Below are 21,544 nucleotides of genomic sequence, written 5' to 3' on the forward strand. Positions count from 1 at the left end.
AAAAAAGGCACCCGCTCATGGTTGAGCGAATGCCTTTTTAAATTTTGTTTTCAATGGTTTAGGTTAGAATGTCACCTAAGGTCTTCACGACGTGATCATTGTGTTTTTGCGCGTCAAGGCTGATGGGCTTGGCATCCGAACCTGAATGCTTCTTGATTGCCGCTGCCAGCTTGGCCGCATCCGCAATGACCTGCTGCGAGACGTATTTAGACATCTTGCGCGACACTTCATCGTTCTCGCCAATTGCGATGCAAGGCGTGCCTAGCGCAGCGGCCTCAAGGGCGACTTGCTGACGGCCCGACGTCGACACTGCGCAATCTGCGTTGGACAGGTACGGGAAGGGATTGTCCTGCCAGCCGATAAAGTGGACGCAGTGTTTTAAGTTGCGCTCAGCGATATCATATTTCAGCGCCAAATGGCTTGGTCCTTGGCCCAGAACATACAAAGAAATCTCTGTCCCTTTGTCGTCCAGTGCTTTTACCGCATCCAAGATGCAGGCGAATTCACGTTCAGGCCAGAGGTTTTCAAGGCTGATCAATTTAAGGCGCGTATCGTCCTGGAAAGCTTTGAACGCAGGATCATCTGGCAGGTCCGCGGCACGGCTCACGAGGGAGGTTACATCGATGACGCTGCCCAGTGTTTTGAACCTATCGCCCGGGATCAACTCAAGTTGCTTCTTGTGAATCTCGGTAAGAGCGTCGGTCGGGCTCAGGATCGTGTCGTACTTTTCGATCGGCTTTTGAAGGTTCGCCATATGTGGAAACTTGGTTTCCGTTTGCTCCTTCAAATTATCGTTTAGGCAAATAACATGGTGCTTTGCGTTTGCCGCCGAAAGTAGGTTGGCCCAGAAGGCGCGGGTTCCGTCAAATTCGATCGCTGCATCAAAGGAGGCATGGCCCATCAGACGGCGCGCCTCGTGTTTCATTGCGCCGATATGCACGGCTTCCATTGCGTCGCTGGCATAGCCTGCTGTGCTGTTGAACTTGTCATTTACCCAAGCTTCTTCGAGGGAAAGACAGGCGCGGCCAAATCGAATGATCACATCCGTGTCATCCAACATGCCTTGTGCGATCTCAGTGCGATCTGCATGGTCGATGATCATACGGCGATCCACCAGCATGGTGTTTTTGTAACCAGCCTCTTTGGTCGCCCGTAGCAGGTTTTGTGCAGAAATCGTCGTTGCGGTGTGGGCCAACTCGCCACAATGGAACAGCAAATGGCCTTTGAACTCGGACAGTTCAGGCGGCACGATAACCGGCTCTTCAAAGAAGAGGGCTTCGATGACGCGCTCGCTTGCCTTGCCATCTTCGACAACGCAAAACGCTTCTTTCGCGGCGTTATAAGCGGCGCTGATATGTTTGTCAGGCTCGGCAATGCAATCCTTGAGGGCTTGCAGCAACGCAGGTTTGTCTTCACAAATTACGCCCGGCAGCGCGGATTTTTCGAAATAGACGCCGCGCGTTTCGACATAATAGTCCCAATCGTAGACGTAGTGGATCACAGGTTTCCCAGTGATCAAGAAGTCGTAGAAGATGGATGAATAATCTGACACTAGCACATCGACGATTGAGAGAAGCTTGCATGTATCAATCTCGTGCGGGGCAATCGTGACGGGCAGGCCCATTTCCAAAATGGTGTTCTGCGCAAAATAATGGCCGCGGAAGACGAGATTGTAGTCATCGCTCTTCATTTGGCTGACAAGGCGCGCCAACTCTTCGGATTCAAGTTCGGGTGTCGCCCAATGTCCGCGATATGTTGGTGCAAAAAGAACGACTGGCTTGCTTGGATCAAGCTCGAGCTGCTCGAACAACAGCTCTTTGTCGTCCTTGGTCGCATTGATCATCATGTCAATGCGAGGATAGCCCGACAACATCGAACGGCCCGTGAACAGATTGCGCACGCCGTAACGGTCAATCATTACGCTTTCTGTGTGCTTGTTCGGTGCAATAAAGAGCGAGGATTGAATGAGGTTACGCGCAGTGTTTGCGCGTTGAAGCGGAGTCGCCTCAATGTCGTAACCCAGTGTTTTGAGCGGTGTGCCGTGCCACGTATTCAGGTACTTCTGACCCTCTTTTCGCACATAGTAAAACGGGAACGTGGCGTTGTTGATCAAATACTCGGTCGTGCACAAATAGCGCATGTAAAGCGTGGTTTCTTTTTCGACGAAGAACACGTCCTTTTCGCCGTGCAACGCGGCGGGAACTTTTTCCAGATCGTCGACGACCCAAATGTGGGTCCATCCTTCAAATCGCGGATCGCGGCGCGCCTGCTCAAACATTGCAAGCGGGTTGTCCGAGAAACCTTGACCACCAAAGCTTTCATAAAGGATCGTGTTTTTGATGATCGGTAGTTCGTCAAAAAACTCTCTATATATTGCAACAGCTTGCAGGTTCAGATCGGTTCTGAACCGCCCACCATAGCTTGTGCCATGCGCGCGCTGTAACAAGTGACTGTGGCGGAAAGACTCGCAGCTTTCTTCAAATTTTCCGAGGCGAGCAAGAAGCCAACCGCGTCGGTTAAACAGCTTTGGATCATGCTCGTTTGTGCGCCAAATAGCTTGCTTAACGGCCTCGCTGGCCCCGTCCAAATCGCCAAAGTTCTCAAGCAGATCGCTATATTTCAACCACTCAGCGGCATAACGGCAATCAATGGCAAGGCGATCTTCAAAGAATTGCTTTTGCCGAATGGGGGCATCAAGACGGATTTGGAGCTTTTCGTCGTTCGCGTTCATTGAGCTGCTGTGCAACATGAACTTGCGGTGCGCTTTCGACGCGCCTGCCAAATCACCGTCTTGCTCTAACGCTTGGCTAAACTTTTGCCAAACCTCGGACGAGCTAGGGTTCTTTTTCAGCCATTTCTCAAACAACGCAGAGCGTCGTTCTGCGAACTGTTCAGTATAAGGATCGGCAATCTCGGCTAGATCCAGCTCAAAGGTCGTGGACTTAAGGTAGGCACTGCACGCTTCTTTGAATTTACCTAGTTTTTCAAGAACGTAGCCCGCTCTGTAGTACCAGTCTTTGCCCTTCTTGGCATTTTGAGGCGCGGCATGAAGATAAGCTTCGGCGGCTTCTTCGAACTTGCCTTGGCGCTCCAGTACGAACCCCAGCTGGTAGTGCCAGTCGGGCGATTTAGGCTTTAGCGCAAGTGCGGTGCGATAGCATTCTTCTGCTTTTGCCCATTGATAGGTGCGATCATAGGTCCGCCCTCGGCAATAATGGTATCGCGGGTGGAAGGGGTCCTCTTGGATGTATTGTTCGAAAGCGGTTTGGGCTTCGAGCCAATGACCTGCGAGGATATGTAGATCACCAACGGTATTATTCGAAACTTTTTGCTGCTTTGCCAGAGAGGAAGCAACTTCGTAGGCGGCTTTTGCGGCAGGGATATCCGGCTCACCGTCATGGCCCGGATTTTCGAGCACATAGCCAAGTTGATAGTACCATTTATAGGAGACTTTGTCGTTCAGCGCGATGGCGGCTTTGTAGGACTCTGCCGCTGCGCAATGTTGGCGCATCGATTTTTGTGCTGTTCCCAAACGCCAATACATCCGAGCATTGAATTTCTCGAACGCTGCGGCGCGCTGCAAAGCTTCTATTTCAAGCGGGAACTGACGCAGGGAATGTGCCGACTTTGCCAAACCATCCAGAAGGGTAGGGTCAAATGGGGCGATGTCTATCGCCTCTTTATAGTATTCTATCGCGGCTTCATGATCGCCTTCATTGGCGGCATTGTTGGCTTGGAAAACAAGCGTTCCCTTGCGCGCTTCGTTTCGTTCATCAGCAATGAACTCAAGCGTTTGCGCGGTGGTTTGAGCCGCGTTTTTGCTCGGGTCATAGTTATAAAGATATTCGTCCATGAAGGCGTCAACGCCTTCACCAAGCCCAAGTTCGCGGCCTTGCTCTAAAAGAGCGCGCATCTCAACCAAGCTCGTGGGATGATGCCCGATTTTTTCCCGATATACATGGGCTTCAGCCGTTTTCGCGGCTTTTATAACCACACGATTTCCAGCGATCCAGCGCGGGAAAATCACCGGTTTCCCGAGCGCCCATGCTTCAAACATTACGGACGTATAGTCCGTGATGATGACGTCTGCGTCCAGTAGCTCTTGAGTAACTGGCTTTTTACCGGGCAAATTGCGTTGATCGACAACCTTAGTGACCGTGCACAGATCTTCGAGCATCGGCAGAAGCGGTGAAAACTCTTCATCGCAGCTCATAACTTGGCCGTCTGCGTCAAACCAGTTTGAATGCAACGGGCAGAACAGAACTTTTAGCGGCCCTTCTGGCGACGGGCGCTTTGCGGCGAGATCACGCAGGAAATCAATGCGCGGCGATCCTGTGATGAAGACTTGATCAGGTTGCAAGGCTGTCTCGGAATCGCTTAACAGTGCGTTGCGCGACCAGCGGCCCGGGACAAGCAAATGCTTGAAATAAGAAGCAAGTGGAACGCCATCATAGTCCTTTTGAATCAATGCACGGCGATCCGACAAATCAAAGTTCAAAAACACATCTGAAGAGTCTTTTAGCGTCATCGAGACCAGCAGTGGATCGGGGCTATCCATATCGGCCATATCTGCGTCGCCAAAGACGAGGGCTTCGTCAATCTGGGCCATTACTTGCGAAGAAATCTGCTCGCTTAAGTCGTCTTTAGCGGTGAATTCAGTTGGTGCGAATAAAATTTTACGCATGTATTAGGTCTACTTTTTTTCTAGTTCGATCTGTCGAATGGGCGCAGGTGCGCCAACAATGTTTTTCGGCGTATGCAACTTGGTCTGATAATCGGATGGTGTCCAAGCATCTATCATACCGTTAATAATTCGAACCGCAAGTTTTCAGAACGTGCCTTGGCGATTGGCTGTAGGTGCGGATCGGAGGCAGGTTTAGGACCATCAAAATGAGGTTGCTTTGCGGCTTTGGGCAATCCTCTTTACGATCCCTTGCGAAAACAAGGGTTTTGCAGTGTGTTTTGCCGTTGCAAGGCGAGATTGGATGCGCCCGAAGGCGGCGAAATATCTTGTAAGGTCGTGGTCGTAGAGGCCACTTTCTTGGAGAACACCTTTGCCTAATGCGGCTTTCTGCCTAATTTTTGAGCGCTCTTGCCCAAAGCGCCGCGCGACAATCCGCCGAAAGCGAAGTAGTCTTCAAAACAGATTTAAGGTGTTGACATAAAATCAAATTTTAGCCCCATGAGTGCATATTCCCCATGACCTCACTCTGTTAAATTACCGTCAAACAAAGGTGCAAGCGGGGTCTGCATGCTTGTCAAATGCAAGCTTTTTGATCAAAACGCTTTGAGCAGCGTTTTCAACGGTTTACAAAATAGCCTGCCAAAGCTGCATGTGAGTAACGATCAAAGCACCCTTTCAAGGCGGAACTTTCAAGCCCCGAGGTTCGGTCCTTTTGCCAAGGCATTTGAACCAAGCGAGGCCCCTCAGAAGGATGGTGCCTTGTTCAAAGATTGTGGTTTTGGATCCTGCTGCGGTGCAGTATGCGAAGAACGAGTGTTAGGTTGTTGCTGTTATTGGTTTTTGGAAGACGAAATTTTGGTGCCCTAGGGCAAAATGATAAGCGAAAAGACAATGAATTTTGATTGTAGTGTATTTGGAGCGGGGGCATTTGGCACGTCGCTTGCGATATCTCAAGCGCGTTTTGGGCGAAAGATAGGGCTTTGGGGCCGTGACTCCGCCAAGATGGAAGCAATGAAACGCGGCGGCGTCAACGCTGCTCGATTGCCAGATGTGCCATTCCCTGAAACCCTTGAGGTCTGTGCAGATATAGAGCGCGCCGCGAGCGCACCGGTCTTGCTTTTGGCGGTTCCGACCCAATCCCTGCGTGGGTTTCTTGAGGAGCACGCATCTGTTTTAAAAGGGAAAACGCTGGTTCTATGCTGCAAGGGGATAGAGCGCGGAACAGGTTTTCTACCGACGCAAGTCGTGCGCGACATTATTGAAGATGCAGATTGCGCCGTTTTGACGGGCCCCAGCTTTGCCGTTGATATTGGCCGCGGCAAGCCAACGGCGCTGACCCTTGCCAGCGACATGGGGGAGGAAAAGACAACAGCGCTTCAGGCATCGTTGTCAAATTCGGTCCTGCGTCTTTATGCGAGTGATGATCCCGTCGGGGCGCAGCTGGGCGGCGCGTTGAAAAACGTTGTAGCGATTGCTGCTGGTGTGAGTATCGGCGCTGGCCTTGGTGAGAGCGCGCGCTCGGCTTTGATGACGCGCGGCTTTGCTGAGATTGTGACACTGGCCGCCGCCCGTGGTGCAAAGACACAATCACTTTACGGTCTCGCAGGATTTGGTGATCTGGTGTTGACCTGCACCTCTACGAAATCGCGAAATTACGCCTACGGGATCGACCTTGGCGGGGAAACCGAAACCGACCGTGACGCGGTGGTTGAAGGCATCATGACAGCTCATGCGATTTGCGAATCTGTGAGCGACATTGAGCTGCCGATCACGCGAACCGTTTCGGCGTTGATCAAAGGGGATGTTACTTTGGAGGCAGTTATCCAAGATTTGATGACACGACCATTGCGAAATGAGTTTTGAAGCGCGCTTAAACACCGCGCCCCGCGATCAAGAGTGGCGTTATATGACATGTCACGCTAAACACCTTATAACTAAGAGCTAAAGAAGAGAATTTTCATGAAGCGCGTTATCACATACGGTACATTTGATACTTTACACCATGGCCACATTCGCTTGTTGCGCCGCGCCAAAGCCGAGGGCGACTTTCTTGTCGTTGCTTTGTCTACGGACGAATTCAACGCAACCAAAGGCAAGAGCGCCGAGTTTTCTTTCGCAGAGCGAAAGTATGATCTCGAAGCGATCCGATATGTTGATCTCGTGATTCCAGAGAACAGCTGGGATCAAAAGGTTAAAGACGTTCAGCTCTTTGACATTGATACATTCGTGATGGGCGACGATTGGAAGGGCGATTTTGACTTCCTGAAAGAGCACTGCGAAGTCGTTTATCTTGAGCGTACACCGTCGATCTCAAGCACACAGATTCGCAATACGATGAAGAACAAAGAGAAAGCTTAACGCCTTTCCTTTGATATCGGACTATTCAAGGCTCTGCTAGGTGACTGGCAGGGCCTTTTCTGTATGAGTTCTTCGTGCCTTGCTCTTTCACGCCTTGCGAACGCGCTCGCAGATCAAGACACCATCATTCGAATGACATTGGCTTTTGTCGTTCTTAGCGCATTCTCGATATTGGCCTTTTGCCGCGCAAAGCGCGCGGTTGGGACTGGCACTGAAATCGCATGAACAGCGCCAAGCATATCTCCAAAGGCAAAGCCGATCGCGCTAATCCCGTCCGTGTGTTCATCGTCGTCATAAGCAATGCCGCTTTCGGTGATGTCATCAAGGATACGCTCCAAACGGGCGATGTATGGTTCAGTGTTTTGACGCGCCCATTCGGCTTTTGCCAACTCTATTGCCTTTGGGCGGGGCAGAAGCGCCAAACTCGCGCGGCCATTGGCAGTTGTTGTAAGTGGGAAAACTTCACCCACAGATGAAATCGCGCGAAGTCGATGGGTGCCGGGAACCTGATCGAGAAAGACCATTGTATCGCCGCGCAACACCGACAGATCCGCAGTTTCGCCAGTTGCTTGAGTAAGCTCTGACAAAAGAATGCGGCATTGCTCGACAATGTTGTAGCGCGTGGCTTCGGCGAGCGCGCCAAGTTCTGGCCCAAGACGAAGGCCGCCGCCACCAGCTTGGGCAATTACAAAGCGTTCTTTTTGCAGCGCGGCGACAATGCGTTGCACGGTTGAACGAGGTAGTCCGACCGTTGATGCGATTTGCCCAAGGCTCATCCCGCTGGGGTCTTCTTTGAGGGCGCGCAGAATCGCTGCGGCGCGTTCAATGACCTGAATCCCCGATCGACCGTTTTCAATTTCGTCAGTCTTCATCATCGCGCCTTTGTTGCTGGTCTCTATGTAACATGCGGAAATTGCAGGAGAGTCAAGGTAAAAACCACAATGCGGTACACTGCATCGCATTGTGAGAAAAATGTTGACCGATATGTGGTGCATGTGTACCGTTTTGCGGGACAGGGTTGGGAGGAACCATCCTGATAAATCGAAATTTTCGGGTGTGGCAATCGCCACAAAAAGGGAGATGGACCTGATGGTAGAAATTCGCGGAATTGAGTTTCAGGCAAATGATGACAACGACATGGGGCTTGAATTCGTCAACCTCAGCCACCGTTTTGGGTATCAGTGCCCGAACTGGCCATACTTTGACGATGTCGACATCAAGCGTAAGCACTACATGGCCAAATCTGGCGTTTTGAGCCAGACAATCACAACAACAATGCACGTGACAACGCACATCGACGCGCCTGCGCATGTGGTTCAAGGCACGCCGTTCATTGACGAAGTGCCGCTGCCGCATTTCTTTGGTTCTGGTCTCGTTGTGTCTATCCCCAAGAAGAAATGGGAAAAGATTACGGGCGAAGATCTGGAAAAGGCCTGCGGTCACGCGATCCGCAAGGGCGACGTTCTGATCATCAACACAGGTTGGCACAAGCAGTACGAAGATGGCGATTACTTTGCGTATTGCCCCGGTCTTGTTCAGTCCGCAGCGGACTGGATGGTTGAAAAGGGCGTTAAGGTTGTCGGTCACGACACCCAAGCCAACGATCACCCGCTTGCAACAGCGATTGGCCCACAGCGCAACGGCCCGATCATGCCGCACCTTGAGGCAGAGTATCTTGAGTGGTCTGGCGGCGTGCCTTGGGAAGTCGATTTCCCAGAGTGGGAGCCAGTTCACAACACGCTCTTTAACGCGGGCATCTTGGGCATCGAAAACGTTGGCGGCGATCTGGATGCGGTCACTGGCAAACGTGTGACATTCGCCTTCTTCCCATGGAACTGGGATCGCGGCGACGGCTGCATCATCCGTCTCGTGGCAATCACAGACAAGAAGCAAGCCTACCGTATCGAGGCTGGCGAAGACTTCTAAAGATCAAAGCGCCGCCCGTATCGCATGGGCGGCGCGATTTATGCAGACCTTCTGGGGAGGAGAATTATGCATCTCAAGCGTTTTCAGGACGCGCAGCCCTATGTTGCGCCCAATCATTTCGAATGCCACGGCCTGCGGCTGCAAGGCTTCGAAGAAGGTGGTCCAACCAATCAATGGGTTGGCTTTAGTCAATTTCTTCCCGGTGGCGGCGCTGGCCCGGATTCAACGCCCTTCGAGAAGGTCTATGTCATGCTCGAGGGCGAGATGACGGTGATCGTTGACGGCGTTGAAACCACGCTTGGCAAATACGACAGCTGCACAATTCCCGCTGGCGAAGTTCGCAAGATCGAGAACCGCAGCAATGACACCGCAAAGATGCTGGTCGTCATCCCTTATCCACCCGAAGCATAGGTGAGCGCGATGCAAAACCCACTTTCGATGTTTGACGTTAAGGGCAATGTCGCCCTGATCACCGGTGCGTCAGGTGCCTTTGGCATGGTCGCCGCACGCATTCTTGCAGGGGCGGGGGCCAAGCTGGTTCTGGTCGCGGGCAATCAAAGCGCGCTGGATGAGATCGCAACCGAGTGCCGTGAGATTGGCGCAGATGTTACTGCGATCAATACGCGCCCGACAGATGAAGAAACCTGCGCCAGCTTGGTATCACAAGCGGTTGAAGCCTATGGCAAGCTCGACATTCTTGTTGTTGCCTCTGGCATGAACAAAGTGGCGCTGATCAATGATATGGACCCCAAGACGTTTACCGACGTTATGGACGCCAATGTTACGCAAACATGGCTGATCTCGCGCGCAGCGGCAGGTCAAATGAAAGCCCAAGGGCATGGCGGCAAGATCGTTCTTGTTAGCTCTGCGCGCGGACTTTTGGGGCATCCTGCGGGCTATACTGCCTATTGCGCGTCCAAAGCGGCGACTGATGGTCTGACCAAAGCGCTTGGCTGCGAGCTCGGCGCGACAGGCATCACAGTGAATGCGATTGCGCCCACAGTCTTTCGATCCCCTTTGACGGCTTGGATGTTTGAGGACAATGAAAAGGCCAACGCGGTGCGCGCAGGCTTTCTTGCACGAGTGCCAGTCGGACGTTTGGGTGAACCCGAAGATCTTGCTGGGCCCTTGTTATTCCTGTCGTCCAAAGCGTCTGATTTCTACACAGGGCATATACTATATGCCGACGGCGGATACACAGCAGGATGAGCGCGCAGCGTCATATCGCCGTTATCGGTGCGGGTCTTATGGGGCATGGCATTGCTCTCACGCTCGCGCGGGCAGGACATCGCGTCAGCATTACCGACCCCTTTGAGGAGGCGCGCGCTAGCGTGTTGCAGCGGATCGCTGACAGCCTCACCGCAATGGGCGTAAGCCAAGATAATATCCCTAGCATCGTTGAGCGGGTCACCGTCTGTGAGACCACCGCCGATGCCGTCAAAACAGCCGAGGTTGTCTTTGAGGCAGCTCCAGAAAAGATGGAGCTGAAGCAAAGCATTTTCGCTGAAATCGAAGAGCATGCACCAGAGACGTGTATCTTGGCGTCCAACACCTCTGTCATGCCGATCACCAAGATCATGAGCAAACTGCGCCTGAAAGGGCGCGCGGTGGGAACCCATTGGTGGAACCCGCCCCATATGATCCCGCTTGTCGAAGTGGTCAGCACTGAATGGACCGACGCAGCCGTCGCCGATGACATGATGGCGCTTCTTGCGGATGCGGGGAAAACCCCTGTGCGCGTGAACAAGGATGTGCCGGGCTTTATCGGGAACCGTTTGCAACATGCGCTTTGGCGCGAGGCAATCAGCCTCGTGGAAAACGGTATTTGCGATGCAGAGGCTGTTGATACGGTGATCAAAGCGAGTTTTGGCCGCCGCCTTGCTGTGCTTGGTCCGCTTGAGAACGCGGATCTGGTGGGGACGGACCTAAGTCTGGATATCCACGAGAATGTGCTCTTTGACCTAGAGAGCCGAAAAGGGCCTTCGCCTTATCTTAAACAGCTCGTCGAGGAGGGACGGCTGGGTATGAAATCTGGCGAGGGATTTCGAAAATGGACCCCAGAAGAAGCCAATCAGACACGCGCACGTGTTGCGCAACATCTGACGCGACTTGAGGGGATTCTGCCTGAGAAGGGCGAATAAGGAACGATCGAAAAGATCGAATTTGGGAGGAAGACTAAGATGACGAAAACACCATGGACACGGCGTACGTTTCTGACGGCGAGTGCAGCTGGCCTCGCAGCGCCTGCGATTTTGACCAGCACACGGGCCTATGCGGCCAATCCTGTGATCCGCATCGGACATGTGTCGCCGCGCACAGGCCCGCTTGCAGGTTTTGCAGAAGCGGATGATTATGTGCTCGACGCGATTGGCAAAGCCTTTTCCGCAGGGCTCGAGAACAACGGTAAATCCTATACTGTTGAAATCATTTCCAAAGACAGCCAGTCCAACCCGAACCGCGCCGCCGAAGTTGCGGCCGATCTGATCCTCGGCGACGAGGTGGACATTATGGTCGCGGCGTCTACGCCCGACACGGTGAACCCTGTTTCCGATCAATGCGAAGTCAACGAAGTGCCGTGCATCACAACAGATTGCCCGTGGCAGCCTTATTTCTTTGGTCGTAATGGCGTTCCGGGGCAGGGCTTTGAGAACACCTATCACTTCTTCTGGGGTCTTGAGGATGTCATCGGTGCCTTCCTTGACATGTGGGGCAGCGCTGGCGTTGAGAAAAAGGTCGGCGGCTTGTTCCCGAATGATGCGGATGGCAATGCATGGGGCGATCCAGAGCTTGGCTTGCCAAAGCCTTTGGCGGCTGCGGGATATGATCTGCTTGATCCAGGTCGCTATCAGCCACTCTCAGATGACTTCAGCAACCAGATTGCAGCGTTCAAAGCGGCTGATTGTGAAATTCTGACAGGCAACATGATTGCACCTGACTTTGCGACATTCTGGGCGCAAGCGGCGCAGCAAGGGTTCAACCCAAAGATCGTAACGATCGGTAAAGCATTGCTGTTCCCATCGGTAATCGAGAGCCTTGGTGAGCGCGGCGATGGTCTGTCCTCCGAAGTTTGGTGGTCACCGAACCATCCGTTCAGCTCGTCCTTGACGGGTGCCAGCTCCAAAGAGCTTGCAGATGGATACACAGCCGCGTCTGGTCGCCCTTGGACACAGCCGATTGGCTTTAAACACGCGCTGTTCGAAGTCGTTGCAGATGTGATCAAACGCGCTGAGGATCTCGAAGATCCAGCGGCGATCGTAGCGGCCATTGCGTCGACCAACCTCGACACGATCACGGGCAACGTGAACTGGGCGAATGGACCGATCAATAACGTGACCAAGACGCCACTTGTTGCTGGTCAGTGGCAGCGTGACGGAGATGCTTTGGATCTCAAGATCGTGGCAAACTCTGCTGCGCCAAACATCCCAACCACGGGTGAGCTGAAGCTTCTGGCTTAATCTAAATACCTCTCGGCTGCGCCTGTATTGGCGCAGCTGATGCAGATGAAACCAAGGGGTCATCATGGCTGCTTTTCTACAATTGGATCACGTGTCGAAGTCTTTCGGCGCGGTCTGCGTCGCAGATGAACTAAGCTATAGCGTCAACGCCGGCGAAGCCCTTGGCGTGATCGGCCCGAACGGCGCAGGTAAAACATCGATGTTTAACCTGATCACTGGAACCCTTGGTCCTGACTCTGGGCAAGTTCATTTTGACGGGCGCGATGTCACCAAGATGAATGCGGCAAAACGCTGCCGCGCAGGAATGGCGCGCAGTTTTCAAGTGCCGCAGCCGTTCTCGGGCATGACTGTTTTTGAAAACGCGATGATCGCGGCCACGCAAGCTGGCGGTCTAACTGGGGTTGAAGCGCATAAGCATTGTCTAGAGGTGCTTGAGCAAACCGAACTTCTGGATCGCGCCAACACGTTGGCAGGGGGGCTGACGCTGCTGGGGCGTAAACGTCTTGAGCTGACGCGCGCGCTCTGTGCCAAGCCGAAATTGCTGATGCTGGACGAAATTGCGGGTGGCTTGACAGAGGCGGAATGCACCTCGCTGGTTCAAACGATTAAAGACATTCACGCGAGCGGCGTTACGATCATCTGGATCGAACATGTCGTTCACGCGCTTTTGGCGGTTGTGGATCGCCTGATCGTCATTGATTTCGGGAAAAAGATCGCAGAAGGCGAGCCGCACGCGATTATGCAAAGCCCCGAAGTCCAAGAGATTTATCTGGGGATAGAAGCCGATGCCTGATCCTATTCTAAGCATATCGGCGCTGGATGCCTTTTATGGCGATTTTCAAGCGCTCTTTGGCATCGATCTGGAGATCGAACAGGGTGAAGTTCTGGCAATCATCGGAGCCAACGGCGCGGGCAAAACAACTTTGCTGCGCTCTATTTCGGGTCTGACCCAGAACGCGCCTGAGATGGTGAAATATAGCGGCGAAGCAATCGGTGCTTTGCGCGCCGATGAGGTAGCGACCCGCGGTATCGCCTTGGTGCCGGAGGGGCGGCAGTTATTCCCGTCCTTGTCGGTTGAAGAAAACCTGATTATCGGCGGGCAGATTGGCCGCAAGGGTCCGTGGTCGTTAGAGGCGATCTACAAGCTGTTCCCGATCCTAGAGGAGCGCAAGGATCAGCAATCAACATCGCTGTCTGGCGGGCAACAACAGATGGTTGCGATCGGGCGCGCGTTGATGGCGAACCCTGATCTGATCCTGTTTGACGAGATTTCGCTCGGCCTTGCGCCGATTATCATCAAAGACATCTATGAGGCCCTGCCGGGCATCATAGGCAGCGGCATGAGCGCGCTGATAGTCGAGCAGGACATCTCCAAAGCCCTGTCGGTGTCCAGCCGTTTTTATTGTTTGCAAGAAGGCCGCGTTTCTCTGAGCGGGCCATCCGCAACGGTCGCCCGCGAAGATATATCGCGCGCATATTTCGGAGTCGAATAATATGGAATGGGTGAATGCAGTCGTTCAAGGCACGTTGCTGGGCGGGTTATATGCGCTTTTCGCAGCGGGGCTGTCGCTGATCTTTGGCGTGATGCGTTTGGTGAATATTGCACATGGTGATTTGATCATTCTCGGGGCCTATCTTGGCCTAAGCGTGACCGCGATTTTGGGCCTGCATCCTTTGCTTGCGCTTCTCGTTGTGGTGCCCTGCATGGCGCTGATCGGGTATGTCTTGCAGCGCGGAATATTGAACCAAACGCTGGGCGGTGATCTGTTGCCACCGCTGCTTGTCACGTTTGGCTTGTCGGTGATCTTGCAGAACGCATTGCTGGAAATCTACTCGGCCGATCCACAAAAGATGAATGCTGGCGCGCTAGAAACCGCGAGCGTTTCTGCGGGCGGTTTGTCTATCGGTGTTTTGCCACTGCTGACATTCGCAATCGCCGTGGCAGTGATCGCCGCGCTGCAATGGACCTTTTATCAAACCGCACTTGGGCGGGCCTTTCGGGCCACCTCTGACAACGCTGAAATCGCGCAGCTCATGGGGTTGAATCGGCGTCATATCTTTGGCCTCGCAATGGCGCTCGCGCTCGCAGTGACAGCTATCGCTGGTATTATGCTTGGCATTCGCACCAGCTTTGATCCCTCAATTGGTGGCGGGCGTCTGATCTTTGGCTTTGAAGCCGTAATTATTGGCGGGCTGGGCAATCTGTGGGGCACGCTTGCGGGCGGTGTCATCTTGGGCGTGGCGCAAACCGTGGGTGCCAAGATTGATCCGGGCTGGCAGCTGCTGGCTGGGCATATCGCCTTTCTCGTCATTCTAGCTGTGCGCCCACAGGGCCTTTTCCCGAGGATAAGCGGATGAACCTGTCAGATTTTCACGTAACGCGCGCCTCTTCGGCGACCAAAGTCGCCTCGGTCTTGCTTGCCTTGGTTCTGATCGTTCTGATCGCCGCCCCGTGGTGGGCAGGGCGCGCTGATATGCGTTTGATGGGCGAGCTGTTTTTGTATCTCGCGTTAGCAAGCCTTTGGAACCTGATGGCGGGGTATGCGGGGCTCGTCTCGGTCGGGCAACAGGCCTATGTGGGCTTTGGCGGCTATATGCTCTTTGCGCTGACAATGTTTGGCGGACTGCACCCGATTGGCGCGATTGTGCTTGCAGGTGTGCTTGGCGCGCTCATATCGATCCCCGTTGCTTTGCTGATCTTCCGTTTGCGCGGTGCCTACTTTGCGATTGGCACGTGGGTTATTGCCGAAGTATTCCGCCTGTCCTTTGCGCAAATCGCGGCGCTTGGGGGCGGATCGGGATCATCACTGCCTGTGGGCATTGTGAAATCGCTGTCCTCCTCGCGCTCGGGGCGGGAACACCTGAGCTACTGGCTCGCGTTGGCCTCAGCGGTGATCGTGATCGCGGCGGTCTTCTTCTTCCTTCGCTCGCGCAAGGGCTTGGCCTTGTCGGCTATTCGCGACAATGAACTGGCTGCTGGATCGCTAGGCATCGATATTTGGCGCACCAAATTCCTAGTCTACATCGTCACCGCTGCGCTCACAGCGATGGTTGGCGCGCTGATCTTCTTGCAAAAGCTGCGCATCTCGCCCGATGCGGCGTTTTCGGTCAATGACTGGACCGCCTTTGTTATCTTTATCGTCGTCATCGGCGGGATTGGCACCATCGAAGGACCGATCCTTGGCACGCTGATCTTCTTCGCCCTGCGCGAAACCCTGGCGGATTTGGGAACGATTTATCTGATGGTGCTCGGCGCAGTTGCGATTGCCATTATGCTCAAAGCACCCAACGGAATTTGGGGGCTGATCCGCGCGCGCTATGATCTGGAACTCTTCCCGCTCAGTTTCCGTGTCAAAAACACCAAGTCGTCTAAAGGAGCCTGACCCATGGCCAAGAAGCAAAAGACCATCATCACCTGTGCTGTTACTGGCGCGATTCACACGCCGACCATGTCTGATGCGCTGCCTTACACCTATGACGACATCGCCCAGCAGGCACTTGAGGCCGCCGAGGCAGGCGCGTCGATCTTGCACCTGCATGCGCGCGACAATGAAACAGGTGCGCCGTCTGTGGCTATCGACGACTTTGCACCCTTCCTGCCGCGCATCAAGCAAGCGACAGATGCTGTTGTAAATATCTCGACGGGTGGCTCGCTTACGCTTTCTATTCAGGACCGTATCACCCCCGCCAAGACCTTCTCGCCCGAGATGTGTTCAATGAACATGGGCTCTATGAATTTCTCGTTCCACCCGCTCGCGGGGCGCTACAAAGATGACGATTGGAAGTTTGATTGGGAAAAGGATTATGTCGCCAATTCTGACGGCAATATCTTTCGTAACACATTTAAGGACATCAAAGAGGCGGCAGAAACCCTCGCGCCGCATGATGTGAAGTTCGAGCACGAATGCTATGATGTTGGTCATCTTTATAACCTGAAATTCTGTATGGATATTGGCTTGTTCAAAGCACCTGTGTTCATTCAGTTCATTTTTGGCATTCTAGGTGGTATCGGACCTGAAATAGAGAACCTTGTCTTTATGAAACAGACAGCGGACCGCCTGTTCGGCGATGATTACCGTTGGTCCGTGCTTGGCGCAGGCGGAGCGCAGATGACGCTTGGCACCACGGCGAGCCAGATGGGCGGCAACGTGCGCGTCGGCCTTGAGGATAGCTTGTTCATTTCGCGCGGTAAGCTCGCTGAAAGCAACGCGCAGCAGGTCGCCAAAATCCGTCGCATCGTTGAAGATTTGGGATGTGAAGTCGCAACGCCCGATGAAGCCCGTGAGATTTTGGATCTCAAAGGCGGCGATCGGGTGAACTTTTAGGGCAGGGTATTTCATGCCGCAGATTGATACTTCAAACGCGGAGTTGCTTGGCCTGAAAGGGCTTCATCTGTGGCATGCGCCGTTGTCCAGTTGCTCGCAACGTGTACGCCTCGTTTTGGCCGAACGTGGGCTCAACTATGAAAGCCATTTGGTCAATCTCGAAGAGGGGGAACACGCGAGCGAAGCCTATCAAGCCATTCATCCCAAAGGTCTCGTACCTGCGCTGGTTGATGAGGGTGAACTGTTTGTTGAATCAATTGACATCATTAAACATTTAGCAGGCGACACCGCGGCGCTAACGTCTGCGGATGCGGATCTGTTGGCCTTGGCAGATGGTGCGCAATTGGATTTGAAGCTTTTAACCTTTGAGTTCCTGTTCCGAGGCGGCCCCCCTCCAAGCGAGGCAAAACAGAAGGCGTTTCAACAGACGCATAAGAACGCTTGGCTAAAGCAATTCTACACTGATTTCGCAGCCGGTTTCGAACGCGCGCGCATCGAACATGCTGTGCGGCGCACGGATGCTGGTTTTCAGGTTCTGGAAGCGCGTTTGGCGGACGGGCGGGCCTATTTGTCTGGGGATGCCTTTTCGCTGTCTGACATTGCGTGGCTCCCGAATGCGCATCGTTTTGCATTGATGGGTTGGCCATTTGAACAGATGCCTTACCTCGGCGCATGGTTCGAGCGGGTGAAAGAGCGCCCCTGTTATGCCGAAGCGCTTTTGAACTGGCAGCCAAGCGCTGTGCAAAACGCATTTGCGGCCTATACAAATCAGCGTCGGAAAGAAGGCACAGATGTGCGCGCGTTCGGTGGATTAACCACGCTTTAGCCCGCAGCACACCATGTCAAAAAGGATGTAGGATTTACCCTTGAGTAAAGTCAAAAACGTCCTTTTAACAAGGCGGATCAGCTACGTTGGGAGCATCGCCTAAAGGGGCGCTCGCTTCAGCTTCTATTGCTTGTTAGTGCTTTGGCTTTGATCAGAAAACTTTTAAAAATGCGCCAAAAACTTTGGATTTGCGTAAAAATGCAAATTCTTTGCAACTTAAGAACCGCCGAAACGGTTGGTTTACCTCAGAGCCGCTCACGGTTTTTAAAATAAAAGTAGAAGCTTTGGCAGAAATTTCTGCTGATCAAAGGTTCGGGCCAGATTGAAGGGGTTTACGACAGGACGCAAACTAGCTCCGGTGTTGGAGCGCAGGCGAGACACCGTTTTCTGAGGCTAGTCGCGTTCTTAGCCAATGCTAATATGGCTCAAAGTAACAGGTGTTTGCGATGTTAAAGAGAATATTTTTCATTTTGGTGACGGTTTGGGGCAGCCAATTGTCGGCAGGAGATTCCAAATTTCGGGTCTATGAACTCTTCTTAAACTTGCCAATTTACGAGGACTACAAAAGATCTCTGGCTGGGAAGGATATCGCGGATATTGATATCGCAGATCTGCCAAAAATCGCGCGAACACGGCATATTGCTGAAATACTCATTCACCAAATTGCACCTGTCTTGGGCGGGTGCAATTGCCGGATCATGTATAGCCCCTATGCCAGCGATACCTCGCACGCGCGCTCGTTAGAGCAAATCAGGCTGAGCCAGCAAGTTTCACACGGCGTTGCGAGTTTCTTGACGGACTCTCGGGCGAATGCGGATGGAATTCTCTTGAGCGAGCCAATACTTGCCGCGGATGAGTTTTTTGTGGGGTTGTACACTCATGAAGCAAGGAGCGATATTCTTGAACTGGACGACCCTGATGAACTGAAACAACTTCGCTTTGGTGTCTCTAGAAATTGGGAGATCGACCGCAAAGTCCTTGCTGATCGAAACCTGATCGAAGTAACAGCCGATGGCTGGAACAATCTGATGGTAATGGTCGCTAACAAGCGTGCGGATGTCATCATGCAACCCTTTACTGCTGAAGAAGATTTTTCCTTCACGGATTCTGGGCAGGGGCTAAAACTGCTCCCAATCCCAAACTACAAAATGCTTTTCGGGGATGGTCGCAGTTATACGATCTCTTCAACACACCCTAATGGTGAGGAGTTTTTGACAGCCTTAAACAAAGGAATTCGATTGCTGCGTGAGAATGGAACTATTCATGAGTTTATGGTAAACTCTGGCGTGATCAATGAACGCGTTGAGGATTTTGTTGAACTTAAATTTGACTAATCGGTTTGCATCTTGATGGGGCTAAATAAATACCATCGATTTAGCGGTAGCCTGTCTGGTCGGGTCTTCATTGCGTCCGCATTTACGATCTTAATCGTTACCGCCATGGCCCTGTCAATTGAGTATTGGTTCGCGGTCAAAGCTCTCAAACAACTTCATCTTGACGATCTGAACCGCTATTTGGAGCGGGTGCGCCCCAGTTTGATCCGCGCGGCTTATCAAATCAACAGTGATGCCATTGGGCTATGGCTTGAAGGTGTGTTGCAGCTGCCAAGTGTCGTTGCGGTTACGTATCAGGATACGACATTTGACTTTCTGGTTGGCGATGCAGGGGCTTTCAATGGTGAAAGCTTGCCATGTAGCCATAATGTTTTGTTCAGTATTGCGGATGAGCGGCCATTGAATTTCGCGCTTGGCAGTGGGGATGTGAATGTCTGCGTTCGCGAAGAACCGCTAGGGGCGGTGGCGCTCGCTGATCTTGTCGCAAGCCGGTTTGTTTCACTAACCTCGGTGATTTTGTCGGCGCTGCTTATCTCGGTTGCGGTGTTCAGGATCGTGGTCGCCCCAGTAAAGAAACTGTCCAAGCATCTTGCAGATGGGCTGCCCGTCGCGGATTTTCAGAGGTTTCAAACAGAGTCGGCTGGGCGAAATACACGTGATGAGCTGGACGTACTCTTTGACGAGCTAAAGAGCCGAAGCGAAGCGCTGAGACGAGAACAAGCTGTCGTCGAGCTGTCCTTGCCGGAGATACAAGATGCAATTGTTCAAACCAATGCTCAATTCCAGGTTTTGCGCTCTAACAAGTCTTTTCAGGAACTTGTCGGTGATCACAAAGACGAAGTGGATTTGACCGAACTTTTTGATCTGAGAGGGATTCAAGATTCAGGCTCGCAACGAGATATCGAAGGTCCAAACGGAAGGCTCTTTGAGCTGCGATTGGTTCGCGTTGGGGGAAGCGGTCCAGAAAGTGGATTTTTGTTCTTCATCAAGGATCAGGATGAGCAACAAAAAGAAGAAAACGATAGAATTCAGAAGAGCAAATTGTCTGCCCTCGGGACGCTTGCTAGTGGGATTGCGCACGATTTCAATAACATTTTGTCGGTTATCTTGGCCAACATCGAGCTGGTACAGGACAAAGAGGATATTTCATCGTCTGCGCACGATCACTTTGAAAGCATTATCAAATACACCGAGCGTGGCGCATCCTTAGCAAACCAAATGCTAAGCTTTGCACGGCAAAACGCGCAGAATATCACAGTCTTTAAGGCGGCAGAGGCGATCCATAATATTGCGGGGATATTCCAACCGTTGGCCGGAAAGCAAATCCGCCTGAGGATAGAGGCTGCCACCGACGCCTATATCAAGGTGGATCGTGGCTCACTCGAGACCGCGCTTCTAAATCTGCTGGTAAACTCAAAGTCCGCGGTGGCAGAAAATTCCAATGGAGCGATCGAGTTGAGAGCCGTAGAAGTCGAAATTGACGGCGCTCATTACATAAGCTTCGAGATATCTGACAACGGTGTCGGTATGCCACGCGAGGTGCTGGAAAGGGTCGAAGAGCCGTTTTTCACCACTAAGAGCCAGTCCGAAGGGTCGGGCCTTGGCGTTGCAATGGTCAGCGGTTTCGCAAAGCAATCCAACGGAAAAATTGAATTTGAGTCCGTTATCGGCAAGGGAACAACGGCAAAGCTCGTCCTGCCGATCTATGAAGGGGACATTGAGGCCAGTGACATCGAACTGGACGTGTCGCCGTCGTCTGCCACGCGAGAGAAGCAGAAGATCCTGATTGTGGAAGACGAAGTAACGATACGTGACATCCTGGCCTTTATCTTGGCCCAGCAAGGATACGATGTTCAAAAGGCAAGCTCTATTTCGGACATTCGCGCAGGCGCTCTGCATAAGAACGTCTATGATCTTGTGATCTGCGATCTCATTCTGGAAGATTGTACCGCCACCGAAGTTCTTGTCGCATTCTCCGAAGTCGGGGCGTTGCCAGATTTTCTACTGATTTCGGGCAATTTCCCGGAAAAGACCATGCAGCAATGCAAACAGTTCGGGGATTTCCGCCAGCTCAGAAAGCCCTTTCGCAACAAGCACCTTCTAGACGTCGTTGCTCAGCAACTTGGGCGGCCAGGGGGCTAGGCAGGCGTTTCATTGTCTTCGTGTTTCAAACACTCAAGCAGAAGACAAAGAGAATAATACTGCGCCAAAAATATTTAAACGAAATTGTTGCGGCTAGATGAAGCTGTAAAATCAAACTCTGTATCCCCAATCTAATTCTAACGAATGAGTTAATGGGAACAGTCTCATGTTTTATGTTGATCAATTAATCTCTTCTGATTTTGGGCGAAAGTTAAATTGCCTAATATCTGCGCATGTGATGCCAAATGGTAGGGCGAACGCAATTCGTCAAACCTGCTCGCAATTGTCTTGCGCTCACCAAGATAAGGCGCGCGCGACAATCCCTTAGCACACCCCTTTAAACCCTCCTGAAAGCGAACAAGCCGACCACATTTCAAGACTTAGAACCGCTGCTGGTTCTCTGAAAATGGGTCAAAAATACGCGGTTAGGCTCTGAGTGAGCTTAAGCGACGGAGGGGTTTTGTCCAAAACGAAAACCTAATTGGGAAACTATT

17 protein-coding genes are annotated in these 21,544 nt (G+C 52.6%); 15 read left to right on the plus strand and 2 right to left on the minus strand.

All coding sequences use genetic code 11. The features are described from left to right. Positions 1-58: 58 nt before the first annotated feature. Positions 59-4,684, minus strand: a complete 4,626-nt coding sequence (locus ACRBCU_RS04485) for a CDP-glycerol glycerophosphotransferase family protein (RefSeq protein ID WP_431364168.1) — start codon at positions 4,682-4,684, stop codon at positions 59-61. Positions 4,685-5,575: 891 nt separating this feature from the next. Here ACRBCU_RS04485 and ACRBCU_RS04490 point away from each other — a divergent pair. Together ACRBCU_RS04490 and tagD are read left to right on the plus strand one after the other, a co-directional pair. Continuing rightward, complete coding sequence (locus ACRBCU_RS04490) at positions 5,576-6,547, plus strand: NAD(P)H-dependent glycerol-3-phosphate dehydrogenase (RefSeq protein ID WP_431364169.1); 972 nt, start codon at positions 5,576-5,578, stop codon at positions 6,545-6,547. A 96-nt stretch (positions 6,548-6,643) separates the two neighbouring features. Then, positions 6,644-7,042 carry a glycerol-3-phosphate cytidylyltransferase gene (gene tagD, locus ACRBCU_RS04495; RefSeq protein ID WP_431364170.1) on the plus strand — a complete coding sequence of 133 codons (399 nt, stop codon included), beginning with the start codon at positions 6,644-6,646 and terminating at the stop codon, positions 7,040-7,042. Between the two features lie 113 nt (positions 7,043-7,155). Here the strand turns inward: tagD and ACRBCU_RS04500 are convergent, their stop codons facing one another. Next, positions 7,156-7,914, minus strand: a complete 759-nt coding sequence (locus ACRBCU_RS04500; RefSeq protein WP_431364171.1) for an IclR family transcriptional regulator — start codon at positions 7,912-7,914, stop codon at positions 7,156-7,158. A 217-nt stretch (positions 7,915-8,131) separates the two neighbouring features. Between ACRBCU_RS04500 and ACRBCU_RS04505 the strand changes: the two genes are divergently transcribed. The 13 genes from ACRBCU_RS04505 (at position 8,132) to ACRBCU_RS04565 (ending at position 21,050) form a co-directional block, all read left to right on the plus strand. Further along, positions 8,132-8,968: a cyclase family protein gene (locus ACRBCU_RS04505; RefSeq protein ID WP_431364172.1), complete on the plus strand. Its 837-nt coding sequence runs from the start codon at positions 8,132-8,134 to the stop codon at positions 8,966-8,968. 66 nt (positions 8,969-9,034) lie between these two features. Next, positions 9,035-9,379, plus strand: coding sequence for a cupin domain-containing protein (locus ACRBCU_RS04510; RefSeq protein WP_431364173.1), 345 nt, complete (start codon positions 9,035-9,037; stop codon positions 9,377-9,379). A gap of 9 nt (positions 9,380-9,388) precedes the next feature. Next, positions 9,389-10,177, plus strand: coding sequence for an SDR family NAD(P)-dependent oxidoreductase (locus tag ACRBCU_RS04515; protein WP_431364174.1), 789 nt, complete (start codon positions 9,389-9,391; stop codon positions 10,175-10,177). After that, entirely contained in the window at positions 10,174-11,109 is a 936-nt protein-coding gene (locus ACRBCU_RS04520; RefSeq protein ID WP_431364175.1) for a 3-hydroxyacyl-CoA dehydrogenase family protein, read from the plus strand. The genes ACRBCU_RS04515 and ACRBCU_RS04520 overlap by 4 nt, the downstream gene beginning before the upstream one ends. Positions 11,110-11,148: 39 nt before the next feature. Then, positions 11,149-12,423, plus strand: coding sequence for an ABC transporter substrate-binding protein (locus ACRBCU_RS04525; protein ID WP_431364176.1), 1,275 nt, complete (start codon positions 11,149-11,151; stop codon positions 12,421-12,423). A gap of 64 nt (positions 12,424-12,487) precedes the next feature. Then, entirely contained in the window at positions 12,488-13,216 is a 729-nt protein-coding gene (locus tag ACRBCU_RS04530) for an ABC transporter ATP-binding protein (RefSeq protein ID WP_431364177.1), read from the plus strand. Further along, a complete protein-coding gene (locus tag ACRBCU_RS04535) occupies positions 13,209-13,916 on the plus strand; it encodes an ABC transporter ATP-binding protein (protein WP_431364178.1) in 708 nt (235 codons plus the stop codon). Before ACRBCU_RS04530 ends, ACRBCU_RS04535 begins: the two co-directional genes overlap by 8 nt. 1 nt (position 13,917) lies before the next feature. Continuing rightward, positions 13,918-14,781 carry a branched-chain amino acid ABC transporter permease gene (locus tag ACRBCU_RS04540; protein ID WP_431364179.1) on the plus strand — a complete coding sequence of 288 codons (864 nt, stop codon included), beginning with the start codon at positions 13,918-13,920 and terminating at the stop codon, positions 14,779-14,781. Continuing rightward, positions 14,778-15,806, plus strand: coding sequence for a branched-chain amino acid ABC transporter permease (locus tag ACRBCU_RS04545; protein WP_431364180.1), 1,029 nt, complete (start codon positions 14,778-14,780; stop codon positions 15,804-15,806). The genes ACRBCU_RS04540 and ACRBCU_RS04545 overlap by 4 nt, the downstream gene beginning before the upstream one ends. 3 nt (positions 15,807-15,809) lie before the next feature. Beyond that, positions 15,810-16,748 carry a 3-keto-5-aminohexanoate cleavage protein gene (locus ACRBCU_RS04550; protein WP_431364181.1) on the plus strand — a complete coding sequence of 313 codons (939 nt, stop codon included), beginning with the start codon at positions 15,810-15,812 and terminating at the stop codon, positions 16,746-16,748. Positions 16,749-16,761: 13 nt separating this feature from the next. Next, the gene (locus ACRBCU_RS04555; RefSeq protein ID WP_431364182.1) at positions 16,762-17,574 is read left to right on the plus strand and encodes a glutathione S-transferase family protein; all 813 of its coding nucleotides are present in this window, start codon (positions 16,762-16,764) and stop codon (positions 17,572-17,574) included. A gap of 446 nt (positions 17,575-18,020) precedes the next feature. Further along, complete coding sequence (locus ACRBCU_RS04560; protein ID WP_431364183.1) at positions 18,021-18,908, plus strand: hypothetical protein; 888 nt, start codon at positions 18,021-18,023, stop codon at positions 18,906-18,908. Positions 18,909-19,013: 105 nt separating this feature from the next. Further along, entirely contained in the window at positions 19,014-21,050 is a 2,037-nt protein-coding gene (locus ACRBCU_RS04565; protein ID WP_431364184.1) for an ATP-binding protein, read from the plus strand. Positions 21,051-21,544 lie beyond the last annotated feature (494 nt).

It is taken from the genome of Planktotalea sp. (assembly GCF_050633725.1).
Lineage (GTDB): Bacteria > Pseudomonadota > Alphaproteobacteria > Rhodobacterales > Rhodobacteraceae > Planktotalea.

What these genes read in the sequence shown, in the direction of transcription:
- ACRBCU_RS04485 (WP_431364168.1), bottom strand. Translation starts at nt 4,684, where the DNA reads ATGCGTAAAATTTTATTCGCACCAACTGAATTCACCGCTAAAGACGAC.
- ACRBCU_RS04490 (WP_431364169.1), top strand. Translation starts at nt 5,576, where the DNA reads ATGAATTTTGATTGTAGTGTATTTGGAGCGGGGGCATTTGGCACGTCG.
- tagD (WP_431364170.1), top strand. Translation starts at nt 6,644, where the DNA reads ATGAAGCGCGTTATCACATACGGTACATTTGATACTTTACACCATGGC.
- ACRBCU_RS04500 (WP_431364171.1), bottom strand. Translation starts at nt 7,914, where the DNA reads ATGAAGACTGACGAAATTGAAAACGGTCGATCGGGGATTCAGGTCATT.
- ACRBCU_RS04505 (WP_431364172.1), top strand. Translation starts at nt 8,132, where the DNA reads ATGGTAGAAATTCGCGGAATTGAGTTTCAGGCAAATGATGACAACGAC.
- ACRBCU_RS04510 (WP_431364173.1), top strand. Translation starts at nt 9,035, where the DNA reads ATGCATCTCAAGCGTTTTCAGGACGCGCAGCCCTATGTTGCGCCCAAT.
- ACRBCU_RS04515 (WP_431364174.1), top strand. Translation starts at nt 9,389, where the DNA reads ATGCAAAACCCACTTTCGATGTTTGACGTTAAGGGCAATGTCGCCCTG.
- ACRBCU_RS04520 (WP_431364175.1), top strand. Translation starts at nt 10,174, where the DNA reads ATGAGCGCGCAGCGTCATATCGCCGTTATCGGTGCGGGTCTTATGGGG.
- ACRBCU_RS04525 (WP_431364176.1), top strand. Translation starts at nt 11,149, where the DNA reads ATGACGAAAACACCATGGACACGGCGTACGTTTCTGACGGCGAGTGCA.
- ACRBCU_RS04530 (WP_431364177.1), top strand. Translation starts at nt 12,488, where the DNA reads ATGGCTGCTTTTCTACAATTGGATCACGTGTCGAAGTCTTTCGGCGCG.
- ACRBCU_RS04535 (WP_431364178.1), top strand. Translation starts at nt 13,209, where the DNA reads ATGCCTGATCCTATTCTAAGCATATCGGCGCTGGATGCCTTTTATGGC.
- ACRBCU_RS04540 (WP_431364179.1), top strand. Translation starts at nt 13,918, where the DNA reads ATGGAATGGGTGAATGCAGTCGTTCAAGGCACGTTGCTGGGCGGGTTA.
- ACRBCU_RS04545 (WP_431364180.1), top strand. Translation starts at nt 14,778, where the DNA reads ATGAACCTGTCAGATTTTCACGTAACGCGCGCCTCTTCGGCGACCAAA.
- ACRBCU_RS04550 (WP_431364181.1), top strand. Translation starts at nt 15,810, where the DNA reads ATGGCCAAGAAGCAAAAGACCATCATCACCTGTGCTGTTACTGGCGCG.
- ACRBCU_RS04555 (WP_431364182.1), top strand. Translation starts at nt 16,762, where the DNA reads ATGCCGCAGATTGATACTTCAAACGCGGAGTTGCTTGGCCTGAAAGGG.
- ACRBCU_RS04560 (WP_431364183.1), top strand. Translation starts at nt 18,021, where the DNA reads ATGTTAAAGAGAATATTTTTCATTTTGGTGACGGTTTGGGGCAGCCAA.
- ACRBCU_RS04565 (WP_431364184.1), top strand. Translation starts at nt 19,014, where the DNA reads ATGGCCCTGTCAATTGAGTATTGGTTCGCGGTCAAAGCTCTCAAACAA.